Origin of the sequence: Paenibacillus artemisiicola, assembly GCF_017652985.1 — a bacterium.
GTDB classification, from domain to species: Bacteria; Bacillota; Bacilli; order Paenibacillales; family Paenibacillaceae; genus Paenibacillus_Z; species Paenibacillus_Z artemisiicola.
Map to the genome: position 1 here is coordinate 12,300 of NZ_JAGGDJ010000037.1, position 16,068 is coordinate 28,367.

At 62.5% G+C, this 16,068-nt stretch carries 13 protein-coding genes; 3 read left to right on the top strand and 10 right to left on the bottom strand.

Translation table 11 applies throughout. The features are described 5' to 3' along the window. Nucleotides 1-32: 32 nt before the first annotated feature. The 3 genes from I8J29_RS25945 to I8J29_RS25955 all read right to left on the bottom strand — a co-directional run bounded on the left by I8J29_RS25945 (nucleotide 33) and on the right by I8J29_RS25955 (nucleotide 5,269). Nucleotides 33-3,425, bottom strand: coding sequence for a S8 family serine peptidase (locus I8J29_RS25945; protein WP_208850279.1), 3,393 nt, complete (start codon nucleotides 3,423-3,425; stop codon nucleotides 33-35). Nucleotides 3,426-4,109: 684 nt separating this feature from the next. Then, on the bottom strand, nucleotides 4,110-4,274 hold the full coding sequence (locus tag I8J29_RS25950) for a hypothetical protein (protein ID WP_177222296.1): 165 nt from the start codon (nucleotides 4,272-4,274) through the stop codon (nucleotides 4,110-4,112). A 122-nt stretch (nucleotides 4,275-4,396) separates the two neighbouring features. After that, a complete protein-coding gene (locus tag I8J29_RS25955; RefSeq protein WP_208850280.1) occupies nucleotides 4,397-5,269 on the bottom strand; it encodes a sugar phosphate isomerase/epimerase family protein in 873 nt (290 codons plus the stop codon). A 221-nt stretch (nucleotides 5,270-5,490) separates the two neighbouring features. Between I8J29_RS25955 and I8J29_RS25960 the strand changes: the two genes are divergently transcribed. Then, on the top strand, nucleotides 5,491-6,876 hold the full coding sequence (locus tag I8J29_RS25960) for a mandelate racemase/muconate lactonizing enzyme family protein (protein ID WP_208850281.1): 1,386 nt from the start codon (nucleotides 5,491-5,493) through the stop codon (nucleotides 6,874-6,876). A 252-nt stretch (nucleotides 6,877-7,128) separates the two neighbouring features. Beyond that, complete coding sequence (locus I8J29_RS25965) at nucleotides 7,129-7,419, top strand: hypothetical protein (RefSeq protein WP_090644833.1); 291 nt, start codon at nucleotides 7,129-7,131, stop codon at nucleotides 7,417-7,419. Between the two features lie 180 nt (nucleotides 7,420-7,599). On the opposite strand, the gene I8J29_RS25970 is transcribed toward I8J29_RS25965, so the two are convergent. From I8J29_RS25970 to I8J29_RS25985, 4 genes are all read right to left on the bottom strand, one after another. Beyond that, nucleotides 7,600-8,562, bottom strand: coding sequence for a mannonate dehydratase (locus tag I8J29_RS25970; RefSeq protein WP_208850282.1), 963 nt, complete (start codon nucleotides 8,560-8,562; stop codon nucleotides 7,600-7,602). 214 nt (nucleotides 8,563-8,776) lie between these two features. Further along, nucleotides 8,777-10,117, bottom strand: coding sequence for an ABC transporter substrate-binding protein (locus tag I8J29_RS25975; protein ID WP_208850283.1), 1,341 nt, complete (start codon nucleotides 10,115-10,117; stop codon nucleotides 8,777-8,779). Between the two features lie 38 nt (nucleotides 10,118-10,155). Next, a complete protein-coding gene (locus tag I8J29_RS25980) occupies nucleotides 10,156-10,986 on the bottom strand; it encodes a carbohydrate ABC transporter permease (RefSeq protein WP_090644843.1) in 831 nt (276 codons plus the stop codon). After that, nucleotides 10,983-11,906 carry a carbohydrate ABC transporter permease gene (locus I8J29_RS25985; protein WP_208850309.1) on the bottom strand — a complete coding sequence of 308 codons (924 nt, stop codon included), beginning with the start codon at nucleotides 11,904-11,906 and terminating at the stop codon, nucleotides 10,983-10,985. Before I8J29_RS25985 ends, I8J29_RS25980 begins: the two co-directional genes overlap by 4 nt. A 358-nt stretch (nucleotides 11,907-12,264) precedes the next feature. On the opposite strand from I8J29_RS25985, the gene I8J29_RS25990 reads away from it, so the two are divergent. Beyond that, on the top strand, nucleotides 12,265-13,173 hold the full coding sequence (locus I8J29_RS25990; RefSeq protein ID WP_208850284.1) for an RraA family protein: 909 nt from the start codon (nucleotides 12,265-12,267) through the stop codon (nucleotides 13,171-13,173). A gap of 102 nt (nucleotides 13,174-13,275) precedes the next feature. Here the strand turns inward: I8J29_RS25990 and I8J29_RS25995 are convergent, their stop codons facing one another. The 3 genes from I8J29_RS25995 to I8J29_RS26005 all read right to left on the bottom strand — a co-directional run bounded on the left by I8J29_RS25995 (nucleotide 13,276) and on the right by I8J29_RS26005 (nucleotide 15,981). Next, entirely contained in the window at nucleotides 13,276-14,457 is a 1,182-nt protein-coding gene (locus tag I8J29_RS25995; RefSeq protein WP_208850285.1) for a helix-turn-helix domain-containing protein, read from the bottom strand. Nucleotides 14,458-14,518: 61 nt separating this feature from the next. Continuing rightward, complete coding sequence (locus tag I8J29_RS26000; protein WP_338113286.1) at nucleotides 14,519-15,175, bottom strand: GntR family transcriptional regulator; 657 nt, start codon at nucleotides 15,173-15,175, stop codon at nucleotides 14,519-14,521. A gap of 320 nt (nucleotides 15,176-15,495) precedes the next feature. Then, nucleotides 15,496-15,981, bottom strand: coding sequence for a DinB family protein (locus I8J29_RS26005; protein ID WP_208850286.1), 486 nt, complete (start codon nucleotides 15,979-15,981; stop codon nucleotides 15,496-15,498). Between the last annotated feature and the right edge of the window lie 87 nt (nucleotides 15,982-16,068).

Sequence of the window (16,068 nt, forward strand, 5' to 3'; positions counted from 1 at the left end):
TGCGATTCCTCTTTTCGTAAGATGGTCGGCTTCTATTCGGCGGCGATCGCCACGGCATCGAGCGAAACGACCGTTCCGCGCGACAGCGGGTTCTTCTGGCCCAAGTTGACGATTTTCAGCGTATGCTTGCCCGGAGACAGCGTCCCCGACTCGAAGACGACGGCGCGATCGCGGTCCGCGGCTTCGTACAGATCGATCGCGTCCGGCGTCGCCAGCTCGCCGTCGATATAGACGTTGGCCTTGCCCCGGTCTTTGCCGACGTTCGCGTAGACCGTCGCTTTCGTGCCCTCGAACGCCACCGTCGCGCTGCTGCCCGTTTGCGTCGAGTAGGCGGACTTGCCGCCGAAATGCTTCGCGCCGTACGTCATCGTCCACTGTCCCGCGAACGCGACGCCGTAATCGCTCTCCTGCAGCAGGCGCTTCACGTCGAAGGCGTCGACGTTGATGAACGTCGGGTCGGATTTTTTGGCCTTCGGATCGTGCTTGCCGGTCCACACGATCTTGACCGCGTGCCGCCCGTCCGGCAGCTGCTTCTCGAACACGGTCTGCTTGTCGAGCGGCTTGGCGGCGTACAGCGACGGCGATGCCGCCAGCTTGCCGTCCACGTACACGTCTGCGATGCCCTGCTGCGGATTCTTCGAGCCGATCCAGGCGAAATAGCTGCCGTCGAACGCGAATTCCACGCTGCCCTCCGCGTCGATCCGCTTCATGCTGCCGCCCGTGTAGGCGCCGCCCGTCATGGACGTCCAATTGCCGGCGAACGCCAGCGACTTGCTCGTATCCTCGTATCCGCCGATGCCGTTGTCCGTCGCGAACGTCAACGCGTACGCGCCTTTGCCTTTATGCGCATAGACGTCGACGTAATACGTTCCGCTTCGCGTCACCTTGTAGGCGATCGACTCCTTGGACGTCTTCTCGTTCTCCGAATACGCCAGCAGATTCGCGTTCGACTCGACGGTCGCCGCTTCCGGGGCATACAGATACAGATCGAAATCGGTGCCCGCGTCGCCCGTCAGCGCGAGGCTGACCTCCTCGCCGGCGTGGAGCTCCACCGCGAATACGTCGTTCCGGTCGGCCGCGTCGTCGAGCCGGTTGGATACGCTGCCCCCCGGGAAAGGCGTGCCCGGCACGTCGTCGTCGGTCAGCGCTTGATACGCGTCGATCAGGCGCCCGCTCGCCGTCTTGCCCGTGAGCGAGCTGAGGCGCGTGCCGCTGTTGACGACCCGCTGCTTCGCCGCGAGCGCGCTCAGCGATTCGTCCTGGCTCAGCACGAGCGCCGCCGCTCCCGCCGCTTGCGCGGCCGCGATGTCCGTGCCCCGCGCATAGGCATAGCTGCTGCCCTCGAAATCTTCCGCGATGCTCATCAAGTCGATTTTGGCAATCGAAGGATCGCGCGAAATGATCCAGTTGTAGCTGTCCTTGTCCTCGTCCAGCGGGTACTCCTTGTACGCGTAAATCGTATCCGGCAAGCCGACCGCTTTGTCGTAGAAGTACTGGTTCACGAACGCCAAATGCAGCACGTCCTTGACGAATGGGGTATCGATGATGCTCGAGGCCTCTTCGCCGCCCTCCTCCGTCGGGCCGTTCAAGACGTTGGTGCCCGTCAGCATCAGATGGCCGCCGCCTTGGATGAAATCGGTCAAGCTGCCGCGGTCGTTCTCGGTCAGATTGGAGACGTAGTACCGGTCCGCCATGCCCGTGAACCAAATGACCGCGTCATAGTCCCGCATCTGCCCCGCGGAAGGGCCGTCCCCGCCGTCCGGCGCGGACTGCACGACATCCACTTGACCGGCGTAATCCGCCAGCAGGTCCGTGTATTTCGCCAGCTTGCTGGAGCTCGGGATCTCCGTGTAGTTGGACAGATCGTCCTGCACGAGCAAGATCTTCTTGTCCGGGTCGTACTTGGACGCCCCGAGGTAATCCATGGCCGCGTCGAACGCGTCCTGGCGGTAGTCGTAGTCCGCGTCCTCGTCGTCGAGGATATTCTCGAACGCGATGCCGTTGAAGATCACCTTGGAGCCGTTCGCGGGGTCCGCGATCTCCGCGGCGAGGCCCGGATTCGACACCGGCACGGTCGCCGCGACCGCTTCGCCCGGAGCGGCGACGTCGACGGACTTGTAGCCGGTATTGGCGTAAGCCGCGAGGCGGCCTTCGTTGTCGATGCCGGTGACCGAGAGGATGTTCGGGCTGTCGAAGGACGCCGGGTAGGACGGAATGCCGTCCGTATTCACGCCGTAATCGCCGGAGCCGGCGACGAAGAGCATGGACGAGGCGTCGATGGCGTCCTTGAGCGCCTGGCTGTAGTCGTACGATTCCGCGTTCAGGTAGGCGATCTGCGCGCCGTTCGTCTCCGCGTAGGCGATGGCCTTGATCAGATCCGAGACGTAGCCGTATCCCCCGCCGACGTACTTCACGGGCATGATCGTCACGTCCGGCGCGACGCCCGCCAAGCCGGTGCCGTTATTCGCGGCGGCCGAGATGAGGCCGGCCACGGCCGTGCCGTGCGCGTCGCCGTCGATCTCGCTGTACGTCTCGTTGCTGCCGCCCGCGAAGTTCCAACCGTGGACGTCGTCGACGAATCCGTTGCCGTCGTCGTCGATCCCGTTGCCGGCCCGCTCCTTCGGATTGGTCCAGATGCTGCCCGTCAAGTCCGGATGGTCGGGCTGCACGCCGGTGTCGATGACGGCGACCGTGACGTCCGGGCTTCCCTGCGACACGGTCCAGGCTTCCGGAGCCTTGACGTCGAGTCCGGCCGGGCCGGGATGTCCCTCCAGCAGCGGATCGTTGTAGTTGAACGGCGGGACTTGCCCCGTGTTGCGGAGCGCCCACTGCAGCGGGAAGTATGTATCGTCGGGCGAGCCGGATTCCGGCGCTTTAACCGCCTTGGCCGCCTTGGCCGTCTTCGCGTCCTTCGCGTCTTTCGATTCTTTCGCGTCCTTCGCCGGTGCGGACGCCTGCGCGCCTTCCGTCCGCAAGCGCGAAGCGTTGATTCGGAAGTCGGGCTCGGCGAAGAGGACGTTCGGATCCTTGTTCAGCGCTTCGAGCACCTGCGCCGTATCGGCCGGGTTCGCGAGCTGGACGAGCGAGGCGCCCGCCTCCGGAAGCGCGAGGCTGCTCTTCGTCTTGGCGGACGGAAGGATCGATGCCGAAGCCGCGCGGAAGCCGGGCTTGTACTTCACGATGATCCGGCCGCCGGACGCGGCCGGGTCGGCCTTTCCGGGCAGGACGGGCTTCTCGGCGGCGTTCGGCTCGCCGGCGCGGGGCGCGACCTGCACCGCGTTTTCTTTCGGCGCCGTTTCGGCGGTCCAGGCGCTTTTCCTCGCGTCCGTTCCGGCCGCCCGCACGAGCGCGGGACTTGCCGATCCGATCAGCAGCGACGAGAACGCCGCGATCGCGATCGACTTCTTTACCAGTTCTCTTTTCAAGTTGTCACCCTCCAGATAAGCCGTAATGAGACGTTTGCGTGCATGGGACGAGCGGGTTCCGGCTGCGGGCTCACCTGCCTTTCGCGGCGAATCTATCAAAAGCGATAATTTTCGAGAGAATTGTAACATAGTACAAATTTACTGACAATAAATAATTACTAGTTTCTGTTAAAATGCTTACATGGTGATAAGAAAATAGGACTAGAATCCGATTAAAAAATGCCATATACATGTCATTGGTATGATATGTTTTGTCGTTTTTTATCGTTCCAACCGAATACATTCTCTTGACTCTTGTAATTATTCAGGTAAAGCGTTAATTAATTAAAGCAATTTATCGATATTAGTAACGTATCATGTCATAATTAGTGATTTATACCCTCTTTTTTATAGGAATTCTGCCTCCGCTTCGTGAATAGATTTCAGGCGGGAAACAGATAGGACGGCATTCGAATTCAAGAGAAAATTATACAAATAGTGCAAATTTATTTCCGCCTTATTCTAGTTAATTTGAATCTCTTCCCCCTCCGCCGACGCCTTCCGGAGAACGCAAAAAAGCCCAAGCCTCGGCTTGGGCCCGCCGCCCGTTTCGGACGGCACGGATATCGATTATACGGCGATGATGCGCGGCCTCTCTCCCGATTCGCGAGAAAGTCCCGGAAGCGCTTGCACGACGCCGCGCGGTCAGTCCGAATACGCGATGACCTGCACCAGCTCGTTGAGCGTATCCAAGCTTCTTCTGGAATCGTCCACGTGATCGGCCAAGGAATCCAGCCGTTTGCTGATCACGCCCAGCTCGGATTTGATTTCTTTCAGCACGGCAATCAAGCGTTCCTCGAAGTCGGTCATGGTCATCCCCTCTTTTCGGGCGGTATACAGAAGTATATGACCGAAGACGCGAGAGTTGCCCAAAATTTCGTCCGGCGCGGACGATGGCCCGCGCCTGCCTTAACCGCCATCGGAAACCGGAATCAGGCTTCTTCCCACAGCGCGCGGAGGTTGTCCATCGCGATGCGCGAGGCCCGCTTGCATTCCTCCATGCCCTCGAACTCGATCGTGATATTCCCGTCGTAGCCGGACTGCTTGATCAGCTTGACGATGCGGCGCAGCGGGATGTCGCCGTGCCCGACGATCGCGCCGCGCAGGTAGTTGCCGTTGCTCGTGCGGAACCAGTCCCCGCCGCCCGGCGGCTCGTCGAACGGCCGGAAGTAGAAGTCCTTGAAGTGGACCAGCGACGCGTACGGCAGGTTCTTCATGACGCCGATGACCGGATTCTCGTCCACGCACATGAAATTGCCGACGTCGAGCGTCGTCTTGAAGTTCGGGCGGTCCACCGCCTGCAGCACCCGCTGCACGCGATCGCTCGCTTGCACGCTGAAGCCGTGGTTCTCGATCGTCGTCGTGATGCCGAACTCCGCCGCGTAATCGGCGATGATCCGGCTGCCCTTGACGATGAGCGGCAGGCTTTCCTCGAACCAGCGGATCGTCATCTGCGCCGGCTCGATCGTGAAGGCCGTCACGTCGTGGCGCATATGCGTCATGCCGAGCCGGCGCACGAGATCGACGTGCGTCTTCACGCGGGCCATCTCCGCCTCGAAGGCATCTTCGTCCGGCTGCACGAAGTTTGCCGGCATGGAGTAGTTCGACAGCTCGATGCCGGCCGCCTTCGCCCGCTCGCGGACCGCGTCGGCCAATTCAGGGTTGTCGACGAGGGTGAAGCCGTACGGCACCATCTCCATATGCTCCCCGCCGTTCTCGGCGATCCAGCCGATCGCGTCCAGCACGGTCATCTCCCCGGCCTTCAGCGCATTCAGCAGACTGTACGTGCTCAATCCGATTTTCATCCCGTTCCCGCCTTTCCTCCTATGGATTCGCCTCTTATTCTAGCATGCGCTCGTCCGCCGTCCCACTGCAAAATGCCGCCGCGCCGTCCCGCTTGCCCGAACCGGAAAAATCCGACGAAAAATCCAACGAAATCGTAACTTTACGGCATCGCCCCCGGCGCCGCGGTTCACTAAGATGGAGAGGGAAACGGGAATCCATCGTCCAAAGGGGGAATCCATGCATGAACGAACAAACGTACGAAGAAACGCTGGCGCACGTGAGCGGGCATTCGAAGCCGTCGGAGCTCCGCATCACCGATATCCGGTTCGCCGACATCGTCGGCGCGCCGTTCCACAGCAGCCTGATCAAGGTGTACACGAACCAAGGCCTGGTCGGCTTCGGCGAAGTGCGCGACGGCGCGGACAAGGTGTACGCCCAGCTGCTCAAGGGCCGGCTGATCGGGGAAAACCCGTGCAACGTCGACAAGCTGTTCCGCCGCATCAAGCAGTTCGGCGGCCATGCGCGCCAAGGCGGCGGCGTGAGCGGCATCGAGATCGCGCTGTGGGACCTCGCGGGCAAGGCCTACGGCGTGCCCGTCTATCAAATGCTCGGCGGCCGGTTCCGCGACCGGATCCGCATGTACTGCGACACGGACGTCGTCGACAAGGCGACGGGCACGGCGATGGGCGCGGCGCTGAAGAAGCGGATGGACGCCGGCTTCACGTTCCTGAAGATGGACCTCGGCATCGGCCAGCTGATCCACGAGCCCGGCACGCTGAGCGCGCCGCTCGGCTTCCTCGAGGAGATGCGCGCGAAGTCCCGCGACCGGTACCGGCAAAATTACGACGGCCTGACCGACGCCGAGCTCCGGCACATCGCCAACCGCCATTACGATATTTACAACATTCCGCATCCCTTTACCGGCATTCACGTGACGGAGAAGGGGCTGGACATGCTGGAGCAGTACGTGGCGGACGTGCGCGCGGTCATCGGCGATCAGGTGCCGCTCGCCATCGACCATTTCGGCCATATCGGCCTGGAGGACTGCATCAAGCTCGGCCGCCGCGTCGACAAGTTCAACCTGGCGTGGATGGAAGACATGATTCCGTGGCAGTACACGGAGCAGTACGCGAGGCTGGCGCGCGCGGTGACGACGCCGGTCTGCACGGGCGAGGACATTTACCTGAAGGAAAACTTCCGGCCGCTGCTCGAAGCCGGCGGCGTCTCCGTCATCCATCCCGACGTTCTGACCGCGGGCGGCATCCTGGAGACGAAGAAAATCGGCGACATGGCGCAGGACTACGGCGTCGCGATGGCCATTCACATGGCGGAAAGCCCCATCGCCTGCCTGGCGGCCGCGCACGTGGCGGCCGCGACGGAAAATTTCCTGGCCCTCGAATACCATTCCTGCGAGGTGGACTGGTGGGACGACATCGTCGTCGGAAGCAAGCTCCCGAAGAAGCTGGTGCAGCAGGGCTTCATCGAGATGACCGACGCGCCCGGCCTCGGCATCGACGACTTGAACGACGAGGTGCTCGCGGCGCATCTGCACCCCGACCTTCCGGGCTTGTGGGAGTCGACCGATCAGTGGAACAAGTTCCACTCCAACGACCGGCTCTGGAGCTAGGCCGGCGCGCGGACGCAAGGCCAGCAGGCAAGAACCCCCTTCCGGTTCGGAAAGGGGTTCTTGCCTTTGGCGGTCCGCAACAGCCGCATCGGCCGCATCGGCCGCCCGGCCGCTGCCGGTCCGGGGTCCGGCCATTCGGCGCCCTCAAGCGGCGGCAACCGTCCGGCGCGGATAACCGACTATTGACCGCGGCAGGTCCCATGCGATACGATTTACAGGAATTGGAAGTCAATGGGGAGGCGTGAGTTCGATATGACGGGTTCGAAAGCGTTGAAGTGGACGACGGGGGTTTGCGAGCTGCTGCTGGCGATTCCCTTATTGGGCGCCGTGATCATCATCGGAACGAGCTACGCGCCGCTCTTCATCATGTTCGTGCTGCATCTGGTCGCGCTGGTGCTCTCGATTCAGAACCGCGAAGCCAAGTACGGCTCGGTCATGGGTCTGATTACGTGCGCCTTGGGGTGGATCCCGTTCCTTGGCTGGCTCCTGCATCTGGTAACCGGCATCCTGCTCCTGGTCAGCGCGGCGAAACGCGACGCGTAGCGCGCGCCGCCCGGGATGGGCCGCGGCCGCGCGCTCCTCGCCAAAAGAAGACGATTCCCGGATCGCCCGCGTCATTCGCGCCGATCCTGGAATCGCCCCCCGTTTGCCTATTGCCCATTGCTCCGCTTACCGCTTACCGCTTGCCTCTTGCCGCGCTTACCGCTCGCCGCTCTCGTCGCCTCAGCCGGCCGAGGCGGCTTCCATCAAGCCGTTGATGTACCCGATGCCGTAGAGCCGGCCGAGCAGCTCGTAGCCCGGGTTGCCGTTGTCCTCGCCGGCCATCGTCGGCACGTGGTCCGGCCGCGCGGGTCCGCGATAGCCGACCTCGTAGTACGTCCGCATCGCTTCGAGCATGTTCGTTTTCCCGTCGTCGTGGAACGTCTCCTCGAACTTCTCCGGCGTGCCCTTCACGTCGCGGAAGTGGACGAAGAACAGCTTGTCCTGCTTGGCGAAATCGCGGATGACCCGCGGGATGTCGTCGCCGGCCGTCGCCAGCGTCCCTTGGCACAGCGTGATGCCGTTATACGGGCTCGGCACGAGGTCGATCGCGCGCTGCAGGGCGGCCGCGCTGCGCAGAATGCGCGAGACCCCGCGAATCGGCGTGATCGGCGGATCGTCCGGGTGCAGCGCCAGCTTCACCTTCGCTTCCTCGGCGACGGGCACGATCCGCTCCATGAAGTAATGCAGATTTTCCCACAGCTGCTCCTCCGATACGACGCCCGCTTCCGTGAGCGGCGCGTTCTTCATCAGGCTGTGATCGTAGCTCGAGACCAGCGCCCCGCCGCGCGACATCGTCGTCGTGGACGTGCGGAACCAGTTGAACTGCGCCATGAAATTGTAGCAAAGCACCGGGATGCCGGCCGCCCCCATGTTGACCAGGAACTGTTGGAATTGCTCGATCTCTTCGTCGCGGCCCGCCGTGCCGAGCTTGATCCGGTTGCTCGGCGGCATCGATTCGATGACGAGCAGCTCAAGGCCGTGATCGGCGTACCGCTGCTTCATCCGAACGAGCGGCATCAGATCCCAAGGCTTCTCGTTCGTCTCCTCCCAGGGCAAGCCCCCGACCGCGTAATTCACGTTCATCTGCTTCGCCAGCTGCCACAGCCGGGACGGCTGCGACGAGAAAAATTCCGCAAGCTGCATAGACGCAAGCTCCTTCCGTTAGGTATCCGCCATCTATCAATTTCCATATTTCATCTTCCATCTTTTATCTTCCATCTTTTATCTTCCATCTTTTATCTTCCATCAGCCTTTCGCCATCTTCCTTCCGCCATGAAGGCGCGGCGGCGGACGGACGCCCGGACCGGCATGCCGGCCGGCGGGCGCCGATCGTGCCGCCGCTCCCGGCCCTGCGGATCTACGAGCCGGCCTTCGCCGCCAGCTCCGTGCCCATCTTGTTGATTTTGTCGTACGCGGCTTCGATCGACTGCTGCCCGTACGTCACCGCCTGCATTTCCTTGTTGTACGTGTCCACCCACTCCGAGAAGCCCGCCGCGGCGGAATAGAACGGCAGCGCCTTCTCCACCGAGAGGTCGTAGATCTCCTTGCCGAGCTTGTCCTTCTCCGCCAGCGTCGGTTCGAGCTCCTTGTAGATCTCCGGATTGATCGGAATGCCGCGCGTCAGTCCGAGCGTCTGGCCGGCATCCTTGTCGGTGATGAACCATCTCACGAAGCGCTTGGCGTCGTCCTTATGCTTCGAGTTCGCGCTGACGCTCAGGAAGATCGTCGACTGCGCCCAGCCGCCGCCGGAAGGGCCCGTCGGCATGTTCACGACGCCGACCTTGCCGGGCATGAGCTGCTCCAGGGCGCTGACCGAGCCCGTCGTGGCGCCGCGGGTCATGACCACGCCGGACGCCATCGGATCGGCCTGCGGGTCGTTCTCGAGGAAGGCGGCGGCCTTCTCCGCCGGCGGCACGATCTTGTCCTTGCGGAAGTCCGCGTACGTCTCGTAGAACTTCATGAACAGCTCCTTGTCGAGCGTGAACGTCTTGCCCCCGTCGGCCATGACCGGCGGCTTGCCCATCGACGTCTGGTACATATTGAAGCCGTCCCAGGACGTCGTGTCGCCGATCGGATATTTGCCCTCCGGCAGCTTCGCGCGGGCATCCCTGGCCCATTGGAAATACTCGTCGTACGTCCAGTTCTGCTGCGGAAGCGGAATGCCGTACTGCTCCAGCTCCGTCTTGTTGAACGCGATGCCTTGCGCGTTCTGGCTGAGCGGAATGCCGTATAGCTTGCCGCCGATTTTCAAGTTCTCCACGACTTTCGGATCGACGATGCCGCTCAGGTCGACGTCGGACAGATCCTCGAGCTGCCCGCGCGCCACGTACTCCTGAATGTACGCCGCGTCCATCTGCAGGACGTCCGGAATCGACTTGGACGCCGCCAGCGTCGGCAGCTTCTGCCAATACGCGTCCCAGGCCATGAACTCGGGCTTGAAGGTCACGTTCGGATTCTGCTTCGTATACAGCTCGAGCGCGCTCTTCGTGGCCGTGTGGCGCTCGTCCGGCCCCCACCACATCATGCCCAGCGCGGCCGGCTCCGCGGCCTTCGTCTCCTCGCCGTTGCCGGAGGCGCCGGCATTGCCGTTCGCCGCGCCGTTCCCGCCGTCGTTCCCCCCTCCGCTGCTGCACGCCGTCGCCGCAAGCAGCAGCGTCAACCCCGTTAGTAGCAGTGCCGCCGGCTTTCCTCTTCTCATCACTCGCAATCCCCTCTCTGGATTCGTGTATTGGACCGCTAGCCTTTCAGCCCGGTCGTGGCGATGCCCTCGACGAAATACTTCTGCGCGAACAGAAAGATCAGGACGGAAGGCAAAATGGACAACAGCGACATCGCGAGCAGCTGGCCCCATTGGATGTCGAATTGGTCGATGAACATGCGCAGCGCGAGGCCGACGGTGAACTTGTCGACGGAGCTGATATACAGCACCTGCGCGAAGAAGTCGTCCCAGCTCCAGATGAAGGTGAAGATCGCGACCGTCACGAGCGCGGGCTTGATGAGCGGCAGCACGATCCGGAAGAAGATGCCGTACACCGACGTGCCGTCGATCTTCGCCGCCTCGTCCAGATCGCGGGGGATGCCGCGGATGAACTGCACGAGCAGGAAGATGAAGAACGCCCCGCCGCCGAAGAAATGCGGCAGCACCAGCGGCACGTAGCTGTCCACCCAGCCCAGCTTGTTGAACAGGATGTACTGCGGCACCACCGTCACTTGGCCGGGGAGCATCATGGTGAGCAGCAGAATCGAGAACCAGAAGCCCCGCAGCTTGAACCGCAGCCGGCTGAAGCCGTAGGCGACGAGCGCGGCCGTGAAGACGCCGCCGGCGACGTTGCCGAGCTCCATCAGCAGCGTGTTGCCGAAGAAGTGCGCGAATGTGTAGTCCCCGGAGAAATGCCAGCCTTTGCTGTAGTTCTCCCACATCGGCGTCGCCGGCCAGATCGTCGGCAGGCTGAGCTCCGCCGTCTTCTTCAGCGACGCCCCGACCCACCAGATGACCGGGTACAGCATCAAGAGGGAGAACAGCGCCAGGAACAGATGATGGGTTAGCTTGACGCGCGATGCGTTCATCCGGTCTTCCCTCCCGCTCCGTCCGACTCGTAGAACACCCAGTAGCGCGAGGCCAAGAAATTCAGCACGGTCAGCGCGGCCACGATGAAGAGCAGAATCCAGGCCAGCGCGGAGGCGTAGCCCATCTGGTAATGCTTGAACGCTTTGTCGTACAGGTACAGCGCATAGACGTACGTGGAATTGATCGGGCCGCCCTTCGTGATGATGAACGCCGAGGTGAAGGTCTGGAACGAGCCGATGACGCCGAGCACCAGGTTGAAGAACATGACCGGCGACAGCATCGGCAGCGTGATGGAGACGAACTTGCGGAAGCGGCCGGCGCCGTCGACCGCGGCGGATTCGTACAGCTCCTGGGGAATCTGCTTGAGGCCCGCCAGGAAGATGACCATCGTCGAGCCGAACTGCCATGTGTTGAGCAGAATCAGCGTGCCGAGCGAGGTGTCGGGGTTCGAGATCCAGCCGACGCCTTCAATGCCGAACCAGGCGAGCACCTGGTTGACGTAGCCGTCGAGGCCGAACATGTTGCGCCAGAGCGCGGCCACCGCGATGCTGCCCCCGATCAGGGACGGGAAGTAGATCGCCGTCCGGTAGACGTTCATGCCCCGGATGTTCTTGCTGAGCGCCATCGCCACGAGCAGCGAGAAGAACAGCTTGAGCGGAACCGAGACGAGCACGAACGTGAACGTCACGCCGAGCGATTGCACGAAGGTCGCGTCGTTCGTGAAGATGTTCTTGTAATTGGCCGTTCCCGTCCACACGGGCGCTTCGAGCAGCGAATACTCCGTGAACGACAAATAGAAGGATTGCGCGATGGGCCAGAGCGTCAGCAGAAAAAAGCCGAGCAGCCACGGGGAAATGAACGCATAACCCGCCAGATTGGTTTCGCCCTTGTTCCTGCGACGTTTCCCGGGCGCCTTCATCGCCTCCGCGCCGGGTGCTAGGGATAACGCGTCAGAAGCCACCCTGTATCTCCTCCTCCGATAATCGAATGAATCGCCCGTGCCTGGGCGCTTCTTAACTTTACCGAAAGCGGTTTCATCGCAAAAGGCGAAGAAATTACGAATTTGTTGGATTATTTTAGCGATCTTTTTCAACCGGCTTTCGCCCCCGCCCGGCCGGCAGGGAAGGGGGGAATAATTATGCGTTTCGCGCGAAATGCCGTAAAAATGCCGCATCGACAAACGCCGGGTTCTCCCTAACAATAAAAGCGAGAACCGGCGGCGCCCGCGACCGGCATGGCCGCATGCGCTGTCAAATCGAGGGAATGAGGTGCGCCAGATGAAATTCGACAATCCGGAAGACATCGTCCAGCTTACGCCGCTCTGGGAAGGGGAACGGTTTCCGAACGGCCGGCCGAAGGTGCCCGCGGACGTGCTGCGGCGGATGCGGAAGATTACGCTCGAGGAAGCGTGGGGCCCGTTATGGAACCGGGGCTATGCCTTTCAATTCGAGGGGGATTTCAAAATCGTCCATCCCGACCAAGTCATGGTCGGCCGGGCGGTGACGGCCGTCATGGTGCCGCAGCGTCCCGATCTGCACGAGACGCTGCTGCGCTACGGGCATGAACAGGAAGGCCGCAAGGGCTTCTTCAACCAATGGGTCATCGACTCGCTCGTCGAGGACGACGTCGCCGTCGTCGACATGTTCGACAAGGTACACCTCGGCACGTACGTCGGGGGCAACCTGTCGACCGCGATATCGACCCGGACGAAGCGCGGCGGCGCCGTGATCTGGGGCGGCATCCGGGACAATCAGCAGGTGTCCCAGATCGACAACATCAATATTTATTACCGGGGAAGCGACCCGACCGCCATCGCGGAGGTCACGATGACGGGCATGAACGTGCCCGCGCGCATCGGCAAGGCGATCTGCCTGCCCGGCGACGTCGTGCTCGGCACGCCGGCCGGCGTGATCTTCATCCCGCCGCACCTGGCGGAGCTGACGGTCGCGCAGGCGGAGAAATCGCAGGTGCGCGACGTCTTCGGCTTCGTCCGGCTCCGGGAAGGCGTCTATTCGACCGCCCAAATCGACGCGCCGTGGACGACCGCCTTGATGCGGGATTTCGTGACCTGGTTCGAGAACGATCCGGCCGCGCGGGACTATCGGCATTTGACGTGGGAACACGAGCTGGCCGAAGCGGCGAAGCGGGACGCCGAGGGCGGCAGCCGGCACGACGTGCGGCTGTAACGGGCGCCTCGGGCCGGACCGCGGCGATCGTGCCGCACGGGCAAAAGGACTTTGGAGCGCGGCCGGGGCCGCGCTCCAAAGTCCTTTATGTCGTTGCCGCGTTTACGCCATGCCGGCCGATTCCCGGTACTCCGTCGGGGACAGGCCGACCTTGCGCTTGAAGATCTGGCTAAAGTAGCGCGGATCGTGGTACCCGACCAGCTCGGCGACCTCGTAATTTTTGTAATGCGTGCCCACTAGCAGGCTCTTGGCCTTCTCGATGCGGATCTGCGTCAGATGCTCGATGAACGTCGTGCCGGTGTTCAGCTTGAAGAGCAGGCTGAGGTACGTCGGCGTCATGTAGACCTTCTGCGCCATCCGCTGCAGCGACGCGCCCCGGTAATCCTGCTCCATGTGCTGGATCGTCTTCTTGATGATGCTGCGGTGGCTCTCCTTCCGCTCGGGCAGCAGCGCGCTTCGGACGCCGGAGAGGAAGCTCGCGACGTACGCCTTGATCTCCCGCAGCGTCCGCAGCTTGACGACGGACAGGATCTCGCAGCGGTTGCAAGCGCTCTCATAATTCGCGTTGGGAAGCAGCTTCCTCTCGGTGCCGACCAAGAGGCGCGCCGTCAGCTCGTACATGGCCCGGATCTCGATCGGTCCCTCCGCGAGCAGCGCGTCGTAATACGCGTCCACGGCCGCCTCGATGTCCGCGTCGGCGTCCGCCGCCTTCAAGCTTTCGAGCAGCGCCTGCTCCAGCTCCGGCGTATCGTCGCGCGGCGCCGCGTACCGGGGCAGCTCCCCGTGCCGGATGACGTTGCCGGTTCCGCGGTAAAACGTATCCTGCAGCGCCCGCGACGCCTGCCGGTACGATTGATGGACGTCGCCGAGCAGGGCGCATGGCGCGCCGACGCCGACGCTCACCGGCACGCCGAACCGCTCGGCGACCAGCGACTGGACGGCTTCCAGCTGATCCGCGGACGCCCACGAGAACAGCAGCCCGATCCGGTGCCGGCCGTCCATGAACACGGCGCTCCCGCGGAATGCGCGCTGCTGCAAGTCGTCCCGCATGCGCTCGATGCGCTGCGCCTTCTCTTCCTCGTCGTCGCCTTGCGGCGGACACGGCTCGAACAGCGCGATCGCGGGGTAAGTGAAATACGGATTCAGCCCCAGGCGGGACAAGCCGTCCTTCGCGTTCGCGCTCTTCGGCTTGCGTCCCAGCGCGAGATCCTGCAGAAACCGGTCCCGCATCCACGTCAAAATAACGTCCTCTTCATACGGCAGCCCTTCAGGAAGCATCGTCATGTCCCCTTTTCGCGAAAGGATGTATGCCGGCCGGCTCGCCGCCGCCCCCTCTAAGATGCCGCTATTCCAACTCGATCTGCTTGTAGGCGTGCATATGCTCGACGAACGCCGCCTCCGCCGCGTCCGCGTCTCCCGAACGGAGGGCGTCGACGAGCAGCTGATGCCATTCGGCCAGCACGTTGGTCGTGTAGTGGCGGTTGGAGAAAGCCATGAACCGCATGACCTTGGTGCGCATGTGATTCCATAGCTCCAGAATCGCCTGGTTGTCGCAGCGCACGTAGAAGAAACCGTGAAAATCCATGTCCAGCTCGAGGATGCGCAGCATCTCGTTCTGCCGGTGGGCGGCTTCCATGTCCGCGATGAGGCGATGGAGATAGCGGTAATCCTCCTCCGTCAGCGTTGTCATCGCCTGCCGGACGGCGAAGCCTTCGATAATCTCGCGCAGGACGAAAATATCCCGGATCTCCTTGGCGGTAATCGTCGAGACGACCGAGCCCTTATTCGGCACGCCGGTGATCAAGCCTTCCTGCTTCAGCCGCTCCAGCGCTTCGCGCACCGGCGCCTGGCTGATTTGATGCCTGCCCGCGATGTCCATGACGATCAGGCGCGTGCCCGGCTGCAGCGTTCCGGCGAGAATGTCCCGCTTCAGACCGGCGTACACGTGCTCGCTGATCGAATTGGTCGGATAGTCCGTCCGGTCGTGGATGATGGCGTTCACGGCTCCTTTATGAATTATGAATTATCGATTATCGATAATCGATAATGCTGATGTAGCTCTATTATAGGGGCTGTCTCCGTTCGGGACAACCGCTAATATTGCCGAAATTTGTCGGATGCGGCGGCTTTATGCGCGTACGGCGTCGGACGGTTTGGAAAAAAGGAACCGGACCGAACAGCGCCGCCGTTCGGTCCGGTTCTCGAAATCGCTATCTATGGCCCGCCGTGCGCATGCTGCCGACCGCTGCGGCGAGGCCTCCCTCTAAGCGCCTCCCGGTTTTGATCGCCGGCCTCGCGCTGCCGGTGCCGGCCGCTCCCTTCCTACTCCAGGTCCGTGTTCGGCGGCTCGTACCCGAGCAGCCGCGCCATCGCCGCGATTTGCCCTTTGTGATGGAATTCGTGGGTCTCGGTATGGGTGAGCAGCCAAAGCGGCGTCGTGCTCCACTCCGGCTGCCACTTCACCTCGTTCGTAACGCTCTCCAGCATCCGCCCGTCGTACCGGTCCAGGAACCGGTCCGCCGTTTCGTCCGCGCGCTTGAACCGGTCGCGAACCGCGCGAACGTCGGCTTCCGCGATCTCCTCCTTCGTCGCGAACGCGAAATCCGCCCGCTTCTGCCCGAAGGCGAACGAACCGAGCCAATACCGGTAACAATCGGCCACGTGAATATGCGTGCGAATGATGCTGCCGCTGCCGAAGCCCGGCACGTCGGCCCGCAGCTTCTCCGGCGGCAGCTCCCCGAGGAACGCGAACAAGGTTTCCCGCGTGATTCGAATGAGTCCGTATTGCGTCTTCAGCAGTTCCTTCATGCTTGATGCTCCCCTTCGGCAAAAGACAGCCGGGCGCTCTGCCCGGCTGTTTTCCGTAAAATGTGGGTTGACGCGGTTCCGCCGCTC